At 72.4% G+C, this 16,602-nt stretch carries 17 protein-coding genes; 6 read left to right on the top strand and 11 right to left on the bottom strand.

The window, feature by feature from the left end; genetic code table 11:
* Positions 1–66: 66 nt before the first annotated feature.
* Entirely contained in the window at positions 67–738 is a 672-nt protein-coding gene (locus AB0P41_RS10385) for a FadR/GntR family transcriptional regulator (RefSeq protein ID WP_365931297.1), read from the top strand.
* On the opposite strand, the gene AB0P41_RS10380 is transcribed toward AB0P41_RS10385, so the two are convergent.
* Positions 727–1,515 (bottom strand): SDR family oxidoreductase, encoded by a 789-nt coding sequence (locus AB0P41_RS10380; protein ID WP_356714626.1) that lies wholly within the window; start codon positions 1,513–1,515, stop codon positions 727–729. The two genes, AB0P41_RS10385 and AB0P41_RS10380, sit on opposite strands and share 12 nt — an antisense overlap.
* Positions 1,512–2,834, bottom strand: a complete 1,323-nt coding sequence (locus AB0P41_RS10375) for an L-fuconate dehydratase (RefSeq protein ID WP_365931577.1) — start codon at positions 2,832–2,834, stop codon at positions 1,512–1,514. The genes AB0P41_RS10380 and AB0P41_RS10375 overlap by 4 nt, the downstream gene beginning before the upstream one ends.
* Positions 2,835–3,063: 229 nt before the next feature.
* Between AB0P41_RS10375 and AB0P41_RS10370 the strand changes: the two genes are divergently transcribed.
* Positions 3,064–4,134 (top strand): PAC2 family protein, encoded by a 1,071-nt coding sequence (locus AB0P41_RS10370; protein WP_365931295.1) that lies wholly within the window; start codon positions 3,064–3,066, stop codon positions 4,132–4,134.
* Between the two features lie 82 nt (positions 4,135–4,216).
* Here the strand turns inward: AB0P41_RS10370 and mshC are convergent, their stop codons facing one another.
* From mshC to AB0P41_RS10350, 4 genes are all read right to left on the bottom strand, one after another.
* On the bottom strand, positions 4,217–5,446 hold the full coding sequence (mshC, locus tag AB0P41_RS10365) for a cysteine--1-D-myo-inosityl 2-amino-2-deoxy-alpha-D-glucopyranoside ligase (RefSeq protein WP_104790243.1): 1,230 nt from the start codon (positions 5,444–5,446) through the stop codon (positions 4,217–4,219).
* A gap of 144 nt (positions 5,447–5,590) precedes the next feature.
* A complete protein-coding gene (locus AB0P41_RS10360; RefSeq protein WP_365931293.1) occupies positions 5,591–6,451 on the bottom strand; it encodes an SCO1664 family protein in 861 nt (286 codons plus the stop codon).
* Entirely contained in the window at positions 6,415–7,005 is a 591-nt protein-coding gene (locus AB0P41_RS10355; RefSeq protein ID WP_104790241.1) for a DUF3090 domain-containing protein, read from the bottom strand. Before AB0P41_RS10355 ends, AB0P41_RS10360 begins: the two co-directional genes overlap by 37 nt.
* Positions 7,006–7,109: 104 nt before the next feature.
* Positions 7,110–7,820: a histidine phosphatase family protein gene (locus AB0P41_RS10350; protein ID WP_356714629.1), complete on the bottom strand. Its 711-nt coding sequence runs from the start codon at positions 7,818–7,820 to the stop codon at positions 7,110–7,112.
* 52 nt (positions 7,821–7,872) lie between these two features.
* Between AB0P41_RS10350 and corA the strand changes: the two genes are divergently transcribed.
* The gene (gene corA, locus AB0P41_RS10345) at positions 7,873–8,859 is read left to right on the top strand and encodes a magnesium/cobalt transporter CorA (protein WP_365931290.1); all 987 of its coding nucleotides are present in this window, start codon (positions 7,873–7,875) and stop codon (positions 8,857–8,859) included.
* A gap of 6 nt (positions 8,860–8,865) precedes the next feature.
* Here the strand turns inward: corA and AB0P41_RS10340 are convergent, their stop codons facing one another.
* On the bottom strand, positions 8,866–9,654 hold the full coding sequence (locus AB0P41_RS10340) for a ferritin-like domain-containing protein (protein WP_365931289.1): 789 nt from the start codon (positions 9,652–9,654) through the stop codon (positions 8,866–8,868).
* A gap of 240 nt (positions 9,655–9,894) precedes the next feature.
* Entirely contained in the window at positions 9,895–10,947 is a 1,053-nt protein-coding gene (locus AB0P41_RS10335) for an LLM class F420-dependent oxidoreductase (protein ID WP_356714632.1), read from the bottom strand.
* Between the two features lie 143 nt (positions 10,948–11,090).
* Between AB0P41_RS10335 and AB0P41_RS10330 the strand changes: the two genes are divergently transcribed.
* The gene (locus AB0P41_RS10330; protein ID WP_356714633.1) at positions 11,091–12,074 is read left to right on the top strand and encodes an aldo/keto reductase; all 984 of its coding nucleotides are present in this window, start codon (positions 11,091–11,093) and stop codon (positions 12,072–12,074) included.
* A complete protein-coding gene (locus AB0P41_RS10325; RefSeq protein WP_365931287.1) occupies positions 12,071–14,326 on the top strand; it encodes a helix-hairpin-helix domain-containing protein in 2,256 nt (751 codons plus the stop codon). Before AB0P41_RS10330 ends, AB0P41_RS10325 begins: the two co-directional genes overlap by 4 nt.
* Positions 14,327–14,434: 108 nt before the next feature.
* Here AB0P41_RS10325 and AB0P41_RS10320 read toward each other — a convergent pair whose 3' ends face one another.
* Positions 14,435–15,103, bottom strand: a complete 669-nt coding sequence (locus AB0P41_RS10320) for a hypothetical protein (protein ID WP_356714635.1) — start codon at positions 15,101–15,103, stop codon at positions 14,435–14,437.
* A gap of 47 nt (positions 15,104–15,150) precedes the next feature.
* Between AB0P41_RS10320 and AB0P41_RS10315 the strand changes: the two genes are divergently transcribed.
* On the top strand, positions 15,151–15,339 hold the full coding sequence (locus tag AB0P41_RS10315; RefSeq protein ID WP_053930948.1) for a DUF5703 family protein: 189 nt from the start codon (positions 15,151–15,153) through the stop codon (positions 15,337–15,339).
* Positions 15,340–15,390: 51 nt separating this feature from the next.
* Here AB0P41_RS10315 and AB0P41_RS10310 read toward each other — a convergent pair whose 3' ends face one another.
* Complete coding sequence (locus AB0P41_RS10310) at positions 15,391–16,143, bottom strand: chaplin (RefSeq protein ID WP_356714636.1); 753 nt, start codon at positions 16,141–16,143, stop codon at positions 15,391–15,393.
* Positions 16,144–16,281: 138 nt separating this feature from the next.
* Positions 16,282–16,515: a chaplin ChpH gene (chpH, locus tag AB0P41_RS10305; protein ID WP_356714637.1), complete on the bottom strand. Its 234-nt coding sequence runs from the start codon at positions 16,513–16,515 to the stop codon at positions 16,282–16,284.
* Between the last annotated feature and the right edge of the window lie 87 nt (positions 16,516–16,602).

Below are 16,602 nucleotides of genomic sequence, written 5' to 3'. Positions count from 1 at the left end.
ACCGCGACCCCCCGGGGCCGCATAATGAGTCCATACATCGGATGTCTTGTGCGCGAGGAGGCCTGGATGGCCGTCACCGACGAAGCGATCGAGAAGATCAAGGCAATGATCGTCTCGGGCGCGCTGGCCCCGGGGGACCGTCTCCCCAAGGAGAGCGAACTCGCGGCCGAGCTGGGCCTGTCGCGCAACTCGCTGCGGGAGGCGGTGCGCGCGCTGTCGCTGATCCGGATCCTCGACGTCCGGCAGGGGGACGGCACCTACGTCACCAGCCTGGACCCGCAACTGCTCCTGGAGGCGCTCAGCTTCGTGGTGGACTTCCACCGCGACGACACGGTGCTGGAGTTCTTCGCGGTCCGCCGGATCCTGGAGCCGGCGGCCACGGCGATGGCGGCCCTGCGCATGACCGAGGACCAACTGGACGCGCTCGGTGACCAGTTGGACGCGCTGGGCCCGGAGCCCTCGGTGGAGGCGCTGGTCGCCGGCGACCTGGAGTTCCACCGCTCCATCGTCCAGCACTCCGGCAATTCGGTGCTGTGCTCCCTGCTGGACGGCCTGTCCGGCCCGACCACCCGGGCCAGGGTGTGGCGCGGGCTGACCCAGGAGGACGCGGTCGGCCGCACGCTGCGCGAACACCGGGCGATCCTGGCAGCGCTGCGGGACCGGGACGCCGAGGCGGCCCGGTCCTGGGCGACGGTGCATGTGGCGAGCGTGGAGCAGTGGCTGCGGTCAACCCTGTGAGGGGGCGGCGGGACGCAGCCGCAGCCCCTGCATCCCCCCGTCGACGGCGAGCGCGGTGCCGGTGACGGACGCCGCCGCCGGACTCGCCAGGTAGACGATGGCCGCGGCCACCTCGTCGGCGGAGACCAGCCGCCCCAGAGGCTGGCGGGCGGCGAGCGCGGCGCGCTCGGCCGCCGGGTCCTCGGCCTGGTCGAGCAGCCGCCCGATCCAGGGGGTGTCCGCGGTCCCCGGATTGACGCAGTTGACCCTGATCCCCTCGCGGACGTGGTCGGCGGCCATCGCGAGGGTGAGGGAGAGCACGGCTCCCTTGCCGGCGCTGTAGAGCGCGCGCTGCGGCAGACCGGCGGTCGCGGCGATGGAGCAGGTCTGGGTGATCGACACGGCCCCGGGCCGCCCTGCGGCGGCACGGCGCAGATGGGGCAGCGCGTGGCGGGCCGTGCGGACCATGCCGAGCACGTTGACGTCCAGTACGTGGGTCCATTCCGCGTCCGTGTTGTCCTCGACGGTGCCGATCGAGCCGATCCCGGCGTTGGACACCAGGGTGTGCAGCCCGTCCAGCTCCGCGGCGGCCCGGTCGACGGCATGGCGTACGGCGTCGTCGTCGGTGACGTCGGCCTCCAGGGCGAGTGCCCCCTCGGGAGCGCTTCCGGGATCGCGGTCGAGCACCGCGACCCGCGCCCCACGGGCGAGCAGCAGCGTCGCCACCGCGGCCCCGATGCCGGACGCGCCCCCCGTCACCAGGGCGGACAGTCCGTCGAAATCCTGCGTACCGGTCATCGGTGGGTCTCCTCGGGTATGCGAGGTGCCTGCCACGCGAGGCCCCCCGGGTATCGGTGTGCGGCGACGGAGGCGGGGAGCATCCGGGCCGAGAAGCCCGGCCGGCGCGGGGTGACGTAGCGGCCGTTCTCGACGACGGCCGGATCGGCGAAGTGTTCGTGGAGGTGGTCGACGTACTCGATCACGCGGTCCTCCTGGCTGCCCGACACCGCGACGTAGTCGAACATCGAGAGGTGCTGGACGAGTTCGCACAGTCCGACGCCTCCGGCGTGGGGACAGACCGGGACGCCGAACTTGGCGGCGAGCAGCAGGACCGCGAGGTTCTCGTTGACCCCGGCCACGCGTGCGGCGTCGATCTGGACGAAGTCGACCGCGCCGGCCTGGAGCAGCTGCTTGAACACGACCCGGTTGGCGATGTGCTCGCCGGTGGCGACCTTGACGGGCTGCCCGGCGCGCACGGCGGCGTGGCCGAGCACGTCGTCGGGGCTGGTCGGCTCCTCGATCCAGTACGGGTCGTACGGGGCGAGCGCGTTCATCCACTCCAGCGCCTCGGGGACGTCCCAGCGCTGGTTGGCGTCGACGGCGATCCGGATGCCGGGGCCGACGGCCCGGCGGGCGAGCGCGAGTCTGCGGATGTCGTCGTCCAGATCGGCGCCGACCTTCAGCTTGATCTGGGTGAAACCGTCCGCGACGGCCTCCTCGGCCAGCCGTACGAGCTTGGCGTCGTCGTATCCCAGCCAGCCGGGCGACGTGGTGTACGCCGGATAGCCCTCGGCCAGCAGGCGCTCGGTGCGCCCGGCTCGGCCCGGCTCGGCGGCGCGGAGGATGCCGAGCGCCTCCTGCGGGGTGAGGGCGTCGCTGAGGTAGCGGAAGTCGACGAGGGAGACGAGCTCCTCCGGGGTCATCTCCGCGAGGAACCGCCAGACGGGCTTTTTGGCCAGCCGCGCCGCGAGGTCCCAGGCCGCGTTGACGACGGCACCGGCCGCCATGTGCATCACGCCCTTCTCGGGGCCGAGCCAGCGCAGCTGGGAGTCGTGCGTGAGCCCCCGGTACAGGGCGGCGAGGTCCGCGGCCGTCCGGGGGGCGGGGCGTCCCACCACATGGGGGCGGAGCGCCTCGATGGCCGCGGCCATGACATCGTTGCCGCGGCCGATGGTGAAGCAGAAGCCGTGCCCCTCCGCGCCCTCGCCGTCCGTGCGCAGGACGACATAGGCGGCGGAGTAGTCGGGGTCGGGGTTCATGGCGTCCGAGCCGTCCAGCTGCCGCGAGGTGGGAAAGCGGATGTCGTCGACCTCGAAGTCCATGACGGTCAGACTCATGTGCGCCCCCAGGGGAATAACATCGGATCTCTCAGTGGTCATCCGATGTATAACCCTTTACAGCCCTCCCGGTCCAGGGTCCTCACCAAGTTTGATCAGTTTCCCTCGGCACAGCTCGGATGAATCAAGAGGTGGCACGCTTCACCGCCGCGTGCAAACGGCTGCGGCGGAACAGGGCGGAAGCCGTAAGGTTGGTCCGTACACAAGGGAACTTCGGAAGGAGGCCTGGGTGATCGAGCTCGAGGGGGTACCCGAGCTGATCGACCCGGTCATGGTGGCCGCGTTCGAGGGCTGGAACGACGCCGGTGACGCCGCCTCCACAGCGGTCGGGCATCTGGACCGGGAGTGGAAGGGCGAGGTCTTCGCGGCGCTCGACGCCGAGGACTACTACGACTTCCAGGTCAACCGGCCCACGGTGTTCCTGGAGGGTGGCACACGCAAGATCACGTGGCCCACCACCCGGCTCTCCGTGGTGCGGGTCGGTGGTGAGAAGCCCCGTGACCTGGTGCTGATCCGCGGCATCGAACCGTCCATGCGCTGGCGTTCGTACTGCAACGAGATCCTGGGCTTCGCCCACGAGCTCGGTGTCGAGATGGTCGTCATCCTGGGGGCGCTGCTCGGCGACACCCCGCACACCAGGCCGGTGCCCGTCAGCGGGGTCACCTCGGATCCGGACCTGGCGAGGACCATGGACCTGGAGGAGACCCGGTACGAGGGGCCCACCGGCATCGTGGGCATCCTCCAGGAGGCGTGCGCGCACGCGGGAGTGCCCGCGGTGAGCCTGTGGGCGGCGGTGCCGCACTATGTGTCGCAGCCGCCGAACCCGAAGGCGACACTGGCGCTCCTGAACCGCCTGGAGGATCTGCTCGGGCTGCGGATCCCACTGGGCGAGCTGCCCGAGGACGCGCGCGCCTGGCAGCTCGGGGTCGACCAGCTGGCCGCCGAGGACAGCGAGGTCGCGGAGTACGTGCAGACGCTGGAGGAGGCGCGGGACACCGCCGAGCTGCCCGAGGCGTCGGGAGAGGCCATCGCCCGCGAGTTCGAGCGCTATCTGCGGCGCAGGGACATCGGCGGCCCCGGCCAGGCGCCGGGCGGTCACGCCACGGAGAGCGGCGACGTGCCCTACCTGCGGGACACCTCCGGCGGTCGTACGAGGCCGCCGAAGCCGCAGCGCCCGGAGCGGCCTGAGCGTTCTGAGCGTCCTGAGAAGGACAAGGGCCGGCCGGAGGACTCCGACGGGGGCACAACGCCCGAGGATCCGCCGCCCGCAGGGCCGGGCGAGGACGCCTCGGACGACTGACCACCCGCCTCCCGCAAGGGAACGGCCCCGGACCTCGACGATCTCTCGCGAAGTCCGGGGCCGTTCGGCGGTCTGCGTCAGGTCAGAGCGCGACGCCCAGCAGGGCGTCGACGGTGCGTGAGACGAGCCCGGGCGCGCCCTCGTCCGTGCCTCCGCCGGAGCTCTGCTCCGCGGCCCAGCGGTCCACGGCGGCGAGGGCGGCGGGGGCGTCCAGGTCGTCGGCCAGTGCCTCCCGCACCTCCTCGACCAGCGCGTCGGCGGGGAGTCCGTCGGGCCGGGAGACGGCGGCACGCCACCTGGCGAGACGCTCGACCGCGTCGGCGAGTACCTGGTCGGTCCACTCCCAGTCGGCCCTGTAGTGGTGAGCGAGCAGGGCGAGCCTGATCGCCGCGGGGTCCACGTCGTCCCGGCGCAGCGCCGACACGAAGACGAGGTTGCCCTTGGACTTGGACATCTTCTCGCCGTTCAGGGCGACCATGCCGGCGTGCACGTAGGCGCGGGCGAAGGGGTGCTCGCCCGTCAGCACCTGGGCGTGCGAGGCGCCCATCTCGTGGTGCGGGAAGGCGAGGTCGGAGCCGCCCCCCTGTACGTCGAAGCTCATCCCGAGGTGGTCGAGCGCGATGGCGACGCACTCGATGTGCCAGCCGGGCCTGCCGCGGCCGAGGGAGCCGCCGTCCCAGCTCGGCTCGCCCTCACGGGCGGCCATCCAGAGCATCGGGTCGAGCGGGTTCTTCTTGCCGGGGCGCTCCGGGTCACCGCCGCGCTCGGCGGAGAGCAGCCGCATGGCCTCGGCGTCCAGGCCGGAGACCTCGCCGAAGTGCGGGTCGCACTCGACGGAGAAGTACACGTCGCCGTCGAGTTCGTAGGCGGCGCCCGCGTCACGGAGGCGTTCCACGAGCGGGACGATGCCGGGTATCGCCTCGACGGCCCCGATGTAGTGCTTCGGGGGGAGCATGCGCAGGGCGGTCATGTCCTCCCGGAAGAGAGCCGTCTCGCGCTCGGCGAGCTCGGTCCAGTCCTCGCCGTCGCGCACGGCCCGCTCCAGCAGCGGATCATCCACGTCCGTCACGTTCTGGACGTAGTGAACCTGCCGCTTGGTGTCGAGCCACACGCGCTGAACGAGGTCGAACGCGTTGTAGGTCGCCGCATGACCCATATGGGTCGCGTCGTACGGCGTGATGCCGCAGACGTAGATGCGGGCGACGGGACCGGGGTCAAGGGTGATCCGTCCGCCGGTCGCGGTGTCGTGGATCCGAAGGTCGCGGCCCTTGCCAGGCAGGGCGGGGACCTCAGAAGCGGGCCAGGCATGCATGTCATGAGCGTAACCGGATGATGCTTCCGGATACGAACCGGATGGCAGATCGAGGCCGAAGAGGCGCTCTTGCGGGCGGGGAGGTTCTCCCCTAAGCACCGGGGCCCGGAGCGACTCACCGCTCCGGGCCCCGACGGGGCGGTGTCACACGGGCGGCCAGGGGATCGGCGGCCAGTCACCGCTCGGCAGGGGGTGGCGGCCGGACTTGCGGAGGCTCTCCACCCGGCCGCGCAGGGCCTCGGTCTCCGCCGCGGTGATGAGTTCCCCCAACCGGGTGGCGAGCGCCGTGCCCGGTTCCAGGCCGGCCGAGAGCCGGTCGAGCACCTCGGCCGCCTCCGCCGTCAGCGGTTCGCCGGCCCACCCCCAGAGGAGCGTGCGCAGCTTGTCGTCGGCGTGGAAGGTGACGCCGTGGTCGATGCCGTACAGCCGCCCGCCGGGAGCGGACAGCAGGTGCCCTCCCTTGCGGTCACCGTTGTTGATCACAGCGTCCAGGATCGCGAGCCTGCGCAGCCGGGGATCGTCGGCGTGCACCAGCAGGGCGGTCCTCCCCTCCCCCACCTCGGCGAAGCCGACCGCCTTCCAGCCGTCCTCCGGCTCCTCGCCCTCGACGAGCGCGAGCAGGGGCGGCAGCCCGTGCGAGGACGCCGGGGCGCCCTCGCCGCCGGCCTCCGCCTCGATCCACAGCTGGCACATCCCCTCGCCGTAGGGACCCTCCCGCAGCACCGTGGGCGGGACGAGTCCCCAGCCGGTGGCCTCGGAGATCTCGTACGCGGCCACCTCGCGCCGGGCGAGCGTGCCGTCGGGGAAGTCCCACAGCGGCTGCTCGCCGGCGACCGGCTTGTAGACGCAGAGGCGTTCCTCGCCCTCGTACGCGACCGTGCAGTGGAGCACCGCGTTGGACGCGCCCCTGACCCGGCCGAGGACCGTGAGCTCCCCCTCGGCGAGGAGAGTGCGCAGCCCCTCCTCCGTCAGGCCCCGCGACGGTATCCGTTCTGGCGCGGGCATACGTGTCCTTCCGGGTCGAGGGGGAGGCTGCAGAGCGGGCAGGGCGGGCGCCCCGCGTTCACGACGTCCAGCGCGCGCTTGGCGAACGCCCGCGCCTGGGCGCCGCTCAGCCGGACGCGCAGCATCGGCGGGCCGTTCTCCTCGTCCTGCAGAAGCCTTTCCTCGGCCTCGGCGAGGTCGTCCTCGGAGTCGGCGTCCAGTTCGACGAGGGCCTGCGCCTCGACGATCATGCGCTGCTCCTCGCCGTCCCAGGCGAGTGCCATCGTGCCGACCCTGAACTCCTCCTCGACGGGGGCGTCGAGGGGAGCGCTGTCGGTGACGTCCATGGGTGCCACGGCGGGCACCGGTGAGTTGCCGCCGGTCCGCCGCACGACCTCGTCGAGGAGTTCGTCGATCCGTTCGGCCAACGCGGCGACCTGCGTCTTCTCCAGGGCCACGCTGGTGACCCGTCCGCGCGAGGATGCCTGAAGGAAAAACGTACGGCGGCCAGGCAGCCCGACCGTACCGGCCACGAAACGGTCCGGAGGGTCGTAGAGGAACACCTGACGGGACACGTCCTGTCTCCCTTGAGAATGTGATGGCGGATAGGGGCGGCCCCGGGGCCTGCGAGATGTCCCGCAGGGCCTCTACGGCGCGTCCACCCTACTGCGCGGAGCGATCACGGTGCCCCAGCGCCGCCCCCGACGGCCGCATCCGTTGCCTCCTCCCCCGCCGCGTCGGCCCCGATGGCCTGTTCACGTGGTGCCAGGGACGCGAAGTCGCCGGTGTCGCCGAGGCGGAGGAGGAAGGGGCGCAGCGAGGTGTAGCGGATCGCGGTGACGGAGCACGGGTCGGCGTGCAGGCGCTGGAAGAGGTCGAGATGCATGCCGAGCGCGTCGGCGACGAGTGCCTTGATGATGTCGCCGTGCGAGCACATCACGTACGTGGCGTCCTCGCCGTGCTCCGCCTCCACGCGGGAGTTCCAGTCCCGCACGGCGTCGACGGCACGGGCCTGCATCGCCCTCATCGACTCACCGCCGGGGAAGGCGGCGGCCGAGGGGTGCTGCTGGACGACCCTCATCAGCGGTTCGTCGGAGAGTTCGGCGAGTTTGCGCCCCGACCAGTCCCCGTAGTCGCACTCGCTGATCCGGTCCTCGGTGTGCAGCGGGAGGTCCGGGCGGGCGTCGAGCAGCGGCTGGAGCGTCTGGCGGCAGCGCTGCAGCGGGCTGCTGACGGCCGCGACGAGGGTGAGGGCGGCCAGGCGGCCGGGCAGCGCGGCGGCCTGTTCCTCACCGCGTCCGTCGAGGGAGACGCCGGGGGTCCGGCCGGCGAGCACTCCGGATGTGTTGGCGGTCGAGCGTCCGTGGCGTACAAGGATGAGCGTGGGCATACCTGCCAGCGTAGAGGTGCGTGAACCCTCCGCGGCAGGGAAGAATGCGCGGGTGATCGTCGACTGCGGAATTTACCGGGACGGGCGCAGGACCGAAGGTCCCGCCGACTTCTCCGATGCCCTCGACGAGGCACGCGCCACCGGTGACGCCTTCGTCTGGATCGGGCTGCACGAGCCGACGGAGAAGGAGTTCGACCTGGTCAGCAGCGAGTTCGCGCTGCATCCGCTGGCGGTGGAGGACGCCCTGCGCGCCCATCAGCGGCCGAAGCTGGAGATCTACGACGACTCCCTGTTCGTCGTCATCAAGCCGGTGGTCTACGAGCCGAAGAGCGACACCGTGAGCGCCGGTGAGCTGATGCTCTTCATAGGGGACTCCTTCGTGGTGACGGTGCGCCACGGCGAGGGTGCGCCCCTCGCGGCCGTACGACGCCGGCTGGAGGCCGAACCCGAGGTCCTGAGGCACGGGCCCACGTCGGTGCTCTACGCGGTCAGCGACGCGGTGGTGGACCACTACATCGAGGTCGCGGCCGAGCTCCAGGTCGACCTGGAGGAGCTGGAGGCCGAGGTCTTCGCCCCCTCCGGGACCGGGGACTCCAAGAACACGGCGGCGGGCATCTACACCTTCAAGCGGCAGGTGCTCGAATTCCGCCGGGCGACCAATCCGCTGAGCGCGCCGATGGCACGCCTGTCGAGCGCGGGAGTACCGTTCGTCGACGCGGACTCGCAGCCGTTCTTCCGGGACGTGAACGACCACCTGACGCGCGCCGTCGAGCACGTGGAAGGGCTCGACCGGCTGCTCTCGGACATTCTGTCGGCGCATCTGGCGCAGGTGGGTGTCCGGCAGAACGACGACATGCGGAAGATCTCGGCGTGGGCCGCCATGGCCGCCGTACCCACCATGGTGGCCGGGATCTACGGCATGAACTTCGAGCACATGCCCGAACTCGGCTGGGTCTGGACCTACCCGGCCGTGATCGTGCTGATGGCCGTCGCGGTCGCCGGGCTGTACCGCCTGTTCAAACGCCGCGGCTGGCTGTAGGACCTCTCAGGCGTACTCGTTCTCGGGAACGGCAGGGCCGCTCAGGGCGTCACGCAGGGCGGGCTGTTCGAGGCTCACCATGCGCCGCCAGCCCACCAGCCGCTCGTAGGCGTGCATCGCGTGGATCCCCGCGGCGAGTACGGCCGACTTGGCGCGGGGCCAGCCCAGCACGGCGCCCATGTGGCTCATCACGGCCAGGCTGACGTCGCGGTACACGCGGATCTCGGCCTGGGCGCACTGCCGCAGGACGGACTGGATCGTCCGTCCGTGTCCGGCCCGGGCGAAGCGGAGGAGTTCCTCGTGGCAGTACGCGAGATGGCTGTCCTCGTCCCGCGAGATCATCTTCACCGCGCGGCCGAGGACGGGGTGCCCGGCGAAGTGTCTGAGCAGGAGCCGCATCTGCTCGGACGCCCGCTGCTCGGTGACCCTGCTGTGGGCGAGGTAGACGATGATGTCCCGTTCGGTGAGCGGCTCCTCACGGCTGAGCCGGTCGTGCGCCAGGCCGATGCCCCGGCGCTCCAGCAGGAGGGTGTAGTCGGTCTCGTACGGCACCGTCACCGGCTGGAGTCCGCGCTGCTTCAGCAGGGCGTTGAAGATCCGGCCGTGCTTGTCCTCGTCGGCACCGTGCCGGGCGACCTTGGGCGCCAGCTCGTGCAGTCCAGGGGGGACGAGTGCGGCGATACGACCGTTCTCCCAGCCGCCCTGGGTCTCCCCGCCGGCGGCGATCGAGCAGAACAGACGGAACGACTCGTCGTTGTCGAGGATCTCCTGGAACAGACTCTTTGCCGACAGCATCACTGCCACCTTTCGCACCGGTGTCCGCAGAGACACAGTCAAATTCGGTACGCGTCGGTAGGCAACACGGGGCGGGCCCGGCAGGGCCGAACGGGCGCGCGGCGGCGGCCGGACCTGCCCGGGCGTCCCGGGAGGAGTACGGGGCGTAACCCGGGAGCCCTGCGGGGCGTTGTTCCGTGTGACGGCCGTGGCGGGGAGGACCCCCGAGCCCCCACCACGGCCGTAGTGCTGCGCCGGTGCCTACGCGGCGAGCCCGGAGCGCTCCAGGGCGTCGGTTCCGGCGCGCAGGGCCGCGAGCCGCTCGTCGAGCGTGAAGCCCGCCGGGGCGAGGGTCAGCGTCGTCACACCGGCGGCCGCGTAGGCCTGCATCCGGTCGGCGATCCGGTCCACCGAGCCGAGCAGCGTGGTCTGGTCGATCAGCTGGTGCGGTACGGCTGCCGCCGCGCCGGCCTTGTCGCCGGAGAGGTACTTGTCCTGGATCTCGGCGGCTTCCTTCTCGTAGCCCATGCGCTGGGCGAGCTGGTTGTAGAAGTTCTGCTTGCGGCTGCCCATGCCGCCGACGTAGAGCGCGGTGTACGGGCGGAACATGTCGGCGAGACCGTTGACGTCGTCGCCGACGGCGAGCGGCACGGTGGGACAGACGTCGAAGCCGTCCATCGTCTTCCCGGCCTTCTCGCGCCCGGCCCGCAGGTGCTTCACCGCGGTCTCCTCCAGGTGGTCGGCGGAGGGGAAGATCAGCAGGGCGCCGTCGGCGATCTCGCCGGTCTGCTCGAGGTTCTTCGGGCCGATCGCGGCGATGTAGAGCGGGATGTGCTCGCGCTGCGGGTGGACGGTCAGCTTGATGGGCTTGCCCGGGCCGTCGGGCAGCGGCAGCGTCCAGTGCTCGCCCTCGTAGGACAGGCGCTCCCGGGACATCGCCCTGCGCACGATCTCGACGTACTCGCGGGTGCGGGCCAGCGGCTTGTCGAACTTGACGCCGTACCAGCCCTCGGAGACCTGCGGTCCGGAGACGCCGAGGCCGAGGCGGAAACGGCCCCCGGAGAGCGAGTCGAGGGTGGCCGCGGTCATGGCCGTCATGGCGGGCTGGCGGGCCGGGATCTGCATGATGGCGGAGCCCACGTCGATGGACTCGGTGCGGGCGGCGACCCAGGCGAGCACCGTGGGCACGTCGGAGCCGTACGCCTCGGCCGCCCAGCAGACGTCGTAGCCGAGCCGGTCGGCCTCCTGGGCGACGGCGAGGTTGTCGCCGTCCATCCCCGCACCCCAGTAACCGAGATTGATGCCGAGCCGCATACCCACGCTCCCTCTACTGATCAGTAACGTTCCTGTGTCCCGGACTCTAGCGCGGGGCACGGGAATCCGGCAGGCTCGCCCGGGGACGACGGTCGTCCACAGGCCTCCACCCCGTGGGGCCTCGGCCAGTAATCTCAGCGCCCATGGAGCAGAGGCATCTCGGCCGTACCGGCCTTCGTGTGTCCCGGATCGGGCTGGGCACCCTCACCTGGGGCCGGGACACCGACGAACACGACGCCGCGGACCAGCTCAAGGCCTTCTGGGACGCGGGCGGCACCCTCGTCGACACCGCCGACGTCTACGGCGGCGGGGAGGCCGAGCACCTGCTGGGCCGCCTTCTGGACAGTCTGGTGCCACGGCAGGACCTGGTCGTCGCGACCAAGGCGGGCAGCGTGCCCGACCCCTACCGCCGCTTCGACGGATCGCGCGGCCATCTCCTCGCCGCGCTCGACGCGTCCCTGCGGCGGCTCGGGACGGACTACGTCGACCTGTGGCAGATCCACGCCTTCGACCCCGTGACTCCGCTGGACGAGACCTTGCAGGCACTGGACCTGGCGGTGTCCTCGGGGCGCGTCCGGTACGCCGGGGTGTCCAACTTCAGCGGCTGGCAGCTGGCCAAGGCGGCGACCTGGCAGCTCGCCGCGCCGGGGCTGCGCACCCGGCTGGCGTGTACGCAGATGGAGTACTCGCTGCTCCAACGGGGCGTGGAGCGGGAGGTGCTGCCCGCGGCGCTGGACCTCGGGGTGGGGCTGCTGCCGTCGTCCCCGCTGGGCCGGGGCGTGCTGACCGGCAAGTACCGCACCGGCACGCCGTCCGGCTCGCGCGGGGCCTCCGAGCAGCTGGCCCCCTTCGTCGAGCCGTATCTCGACGAGGCGGCGGGCAGGATCGTGGACGCGGTGGCCACGGCCGCCGACGGCCTCGCCACGACGCCTCTCCAGGTCGCGCTCGCCTGGGTCCGGGACCGCCCGGGGGTGGTGGCTCCCGTCGTCGGCGCGCGCAACGCGCAGCAGCTGACCGAGGCGTTGTCAGTGGAGGCGCTTAGTCTTCCTGACGAGATCTGCCAGGCGCTCGACGATGTGTCGGCGCCCGTGCACCGCTATCCCGACCAGGACTGGAGCACGCTGTGACTGCGCATCCCCGGGGAGAATCCCCGGACCCCGCGGCCGAGGACCACGAGGCCGTCGAGGACGCCGTTACCCAGGCCGCCGACGCGCCCGGCACGCCCGACGCGCGCGGCGCCGGGAGCGCGGAGGTGGCGGACGACGGCACTGACGGCGCGGACGGCACGGAGGGCGCACAGGACCTGGAGCAGGCTCCCGAGGCGTCCGCTTCCCCCGCGCCCGCCCTCTCGGAGGCGGAGGCGGAGCTGGCCGCACAGCGCGAGCTGCGCGAACGGATCGAGCGGCGCAAGGCCGAGAAGGAGGCGCCGATCACGGCGGGCGCCAAGCTGAGCGGGCCGGCGGCGGATCTGCTCGCCGCGGTGCGCGCGGTGGAGAGCGGCGAGAAGCCGGGCACCGCCTTCTTCGACTCACCCGCGTCGGCGCCCGCACCCCGCCGGGCGGCCCCCGCCCCGGCCGCGCCCGTACGGCCCTCCCCCGCCCCGGAGCGGCAGGCTCACCGGGCCGCGTCCCCCGAGGCCGCCGCCTCGGTCGGTGAGGTGCTCGCCGAGGGCGGGGCCCCCGGGGCCCTGGCAGGGCCTGCCGCCGCCACGCTCGGCGAAGGGGCCGCGGGTCACCTCCGCGAGGACCCGTGGCAGCTGCTCTCCGTGCCCGGCGTGCGGCCCGAGCAGGCGGACGGCTTCGCGCGGGCGCTTCTGGGTGCCGGGTGCGGGCCCGACGACGAGCGGCGCACGGCGGCCCTGGTGGGCTGGCTGCTGGAGCGGGCGGCACTGCGGGGCCACACCGCGATGGACGCCGACGAGGTGCGGACGGCGCTCGCCGGATTCGCGGTGACCGATCCGGCGGAGGCCGTCCAGCGGGCCGCCGCCGAGGGCGTCGTGCTGGTCTTCCAGGACGGCGAGGCCGACGACGAGGCCACGGAGCCCACGGACACCGAGGAGACCGGGGAGACACCCGGGGACGGAGCGCCGGAGGACGGGGAGCCGGTCAGGGTGCTGCTGGGCCTCGACCGGTACGCCCTGGCCGAGGAGAGCCTCGCCGACGGGCTGGCACGGCTCGTCAACACCTGTGAGAAGGGCGCCGACTGGGCGGATGCCGCTGCCGCCGCCCCGTCCCCTTCGGCGGGCGAGCTGATCCGGGCCGCCGCGACCGCCGGACTGGTCGCCCACAGCGGGGGCGAGACCGCCCGGGCCGAGCCCGCCGCCCTCCTCGCCGCCGCGCACGGCCTGGGGCTGCGGGCCCTGGGCACCACCCACAGCGAGGACGGCAGGCGCAGGCTGGCGGCCGCGGCCGGTGACCCGGGCTCCGCCGTCACACTCTCCTCGCTGCTCTCCGGCGAGGGCGGGCCCGGCCGGGACGCGGACGGCGCGTTCGCCCTCGACGTGCTGGTGGTGCTGGACGCCCCTCAGCTCGACGTGGAGACGGCCGCGATGCTGGTGGAGTCCCTCGCCGACGGAACGCGGCTGATCCTGAGCGGCGACCCGGGCGTGCTCGGGTCGGCCGGTGCGGGCCGGGTCTTCGCCGATGTCATCGCGGCCCGGGCCTGTCCGCTCGTGGTCTCGCGCACGCCCGACCCCGGGCCGATCGGCGAGCTGGTCTCCGGCATCGGGGCCGGGGAGCTCGCCGCGGTCGAGGCGCCCGGCAAGGAAGTGGTGATCGTTCCCGTGCGGGACGCGGGCGAGGCCGTCCACCGCACGGTGCAGCTGGTGGCCGACTCGGTGCCGCGCGCCATCGGCGTGCCCTCCTCCGACACCCAGGTGATCACCGTGGGACACGGCGGCTCGGCGGGCACGACCGCACTGAACGCCGCGCTCAAGCAGCGGCTGAACCCCGGGCCCGGCCGGTTCGGCGGCTTCGACCCCGGCGACCGCGTGGTCCACGTCCCTTCGCCCGGCAGGGCGGTGCCCGGCTCGGTCGTCTCGGCCGACGCCGAGGGCCTGCACCTGGACTGCGGGGGTACGCCCGTCGTCGTGCCGCAGGGCCGGGTGGAGACGTCCGTACGCCACGGCTGGGCGCTCAGCGCCCACCAGGCGGCCGGGATGCGCTGGCCCGCCGCTGTCGTCGTTCTGCCCGGCGACGCAGCGAAGGGGCTCAGCAGGCCCTGGGTGTACACGGCGTTCAGCCGTGGGGAGCGGCACCTGTCCGTGGTGCACGGCGTGGACCAGGCCCTGCCGCGCGCGGTGGCCGAGGTGCCCGCCCAGGAGCGGACGACCCGGCTGCGGCCCCTGCTGGAGGCACTGCCCACTCCGGACGCCTCGTAGGCCCGTCCCCGGGCCCCGGGACGGTCTGCGCGGTTTTCCCGGACGCCACGCAGTGCGCCCGGCCGCCGGCCCCGGTGCGCTGCGCGCCGGGGCCGGCGGTGGGTGAGGTCAGGCGCGGTCCGGGACGATGTCGTCCGGGTCCCCGTCCAGCTCGTCCTCCTCGTCGAAGACCGAGCTGACGTCGAAGCGGCAGACCACCATCGCGGGATCGGCCTCGTCGAAGGGCGCCCCGAGCCACTCCCCCGGCTCGGAAAGCTCCTCCACGGCGGAGACCCAGAGGGTGGAGTCCCCCTCTTCCAGGCCGAACTCCTTGTGCCGGGAGGCGATTTCGTCCGCCTCGTACTCGCCGAACACCACTCCCAGCGCGGCATGCACACCGGCGCCGGCGGCCGCCACGGCGTCGGCGCCCCCGTCCTGTCCCTCCGGATCGAGGTCGGCGAGCCGCTGGGCCTGGGCGAGCAGCCGCGCGGGCTCCGCCACCGCGTAGTCGCGCCTGATCAGCACGCTGACGGCGTGCGGCTCCTCCGGGCCCGCATAGGGCGGGAGGGAGTCCTGCGCGGCGGGGATCTCGAAGGGGGTGACCTCGTCGTGGCGGTCGTAGAGCAGTTCGTCGTAGACCTCGGCCGCGGCGGCCAGTGCGTTGAACGCGTCGTAGACGGCGGGGTCGTCGTCCCCGGTACGGCGTTCGACTGCCTGGAGGTGGCGGTCGAGCGCGGTTTTGACGGCATCGGCGGCGGCGCGTACCTCGGCAGCGGTGGGCTGCGCAGCATCAGACATAGGACAGACGCTATCCGTACCGGGGGTCTGCCCGCACAATAGATGCGATGCCGGAATACGAATTCATCGACGTGTACGTGCCGCGCGGGGTCTCCCGCAAGGAGGCGGCCCGACTGCTGACCGACCATGCCGAGTACGGGCACTGGGAATTGGACCGGCTGACGCTGCGCCGTGACGGCAGCCGACGGGTGCGGCTGCGCCGCCGCATCATCCGCCAGCTCCGGCCCACCTGGTAGGACGGAGCGGGTCCCGCGTGCGCGGAACCCGCTCGTCGGACCGCTGTCTCGCTACCGCTGCGCGGCACCGCGCGAACGCCGGTACAGGACCGTGCCCGCACCTGCGAGCAGCATGCCCGCGCTCGCCGGGATGAGCAGGTCGAGCCCGCCCCCGCCGGTCTGTGCGAGCTGCTCGCCCGCCACCAGCTGGGTCTCGGGGGCCGGAGGGGCGTCCGGCGTGACCGGCTTCTCCGGGGTGTGCGGAGTCTGCGGCACGACGGGAGGCGGGACCGTCTCCGTGTCGTTCTCGCAGCCGTTGCCGAAGACCGGGTTGAGCAGTCCGCCGACGGTGACGCTGTTGCCGCAGACGTTCAGCGGGATCTCCACCGGGGCCTGCACCTGGTTGCCGGAGAGGATCCCGGGGGATCCCTCCGTCACCGCCTCGGCAGAGGTGCCGGAGGCCCGGTGCCTGCCCGTCCCCGCCCCGCTGTCGCTCGCCTCTTCGTGCCCGGACGCCCGGCTCCCGGAGCCGTGACCGGACGAGGCACCGTCCTCGGAGGTGTGCGCGTGGCCGGACCGGGACGTCCCGTTTCCACAGTCGTTTCCGCTCGTGGGATTGAGCAGACCGCCGACGTCCACGGAGTTTCCGCACACGTTGACGGGTACATCGATCGGGACCTGGATCGAGTTCCCCGAGAGCACTCCCGGTGAATTCGACGCGGCGCCGGCCGCTCCCGCGTCGGCGTGCGCGTAACCGCCGCCGAGCGCGAGCACTCCGCCCGCCGCTGCCATGGTGATCAGGCCTTTACGTGTGACCTGTCGCATAGGTTGTCTTCCTGCCTTCTGCCTACCGAAATGCCCCGACACAGCCGTGCTGGGGGCCGAATGCCCAGCGGCCCCGGAGTGCATGGCACGCACCCCGAGGCCGACCGGACTCACACCCTTACGGGTTGACGCGCATCGTCACGCGTTGACGCAGGTGTTGCCGAAGGCGGGGTTCAGCAGCCCGATCACGTTGATCGTGTTGCCGCACACGTTCACCGGAACGTGGACCGGCACCTGAACGACGTTGCCCGAGAGCACGCCGGGGCTGCCGATGGCGGCAGCCTGGGCGCCGGCGTCGGCGGAAGCCATACCCGCACCCGCGAGCACGAGACCACCGGTAGCAGCCGCGATTGCGACGACCTTCTTGATCATTATTCCTCCTGATTGACAAGTGCGGTCCCAGCCGCGGACCGCATCACTTGTAACGAGGAGGAAGTGAGGGGGCTACGAGCACACGAA

Origin of the sequence: Streptomyces sp. NPDC079167 (assembly GCF_040686735.1) — a bacterium.
GTDB lineage: Bacteria > Actinomycetota > Actinomycetes > Streptomycetales > Streptomycetaceae > Streptomyces.
Note: the sequence above shows the minus strand (reverse complement) of the source record. Positions and strands in the feature narration are given on the sequence as shown.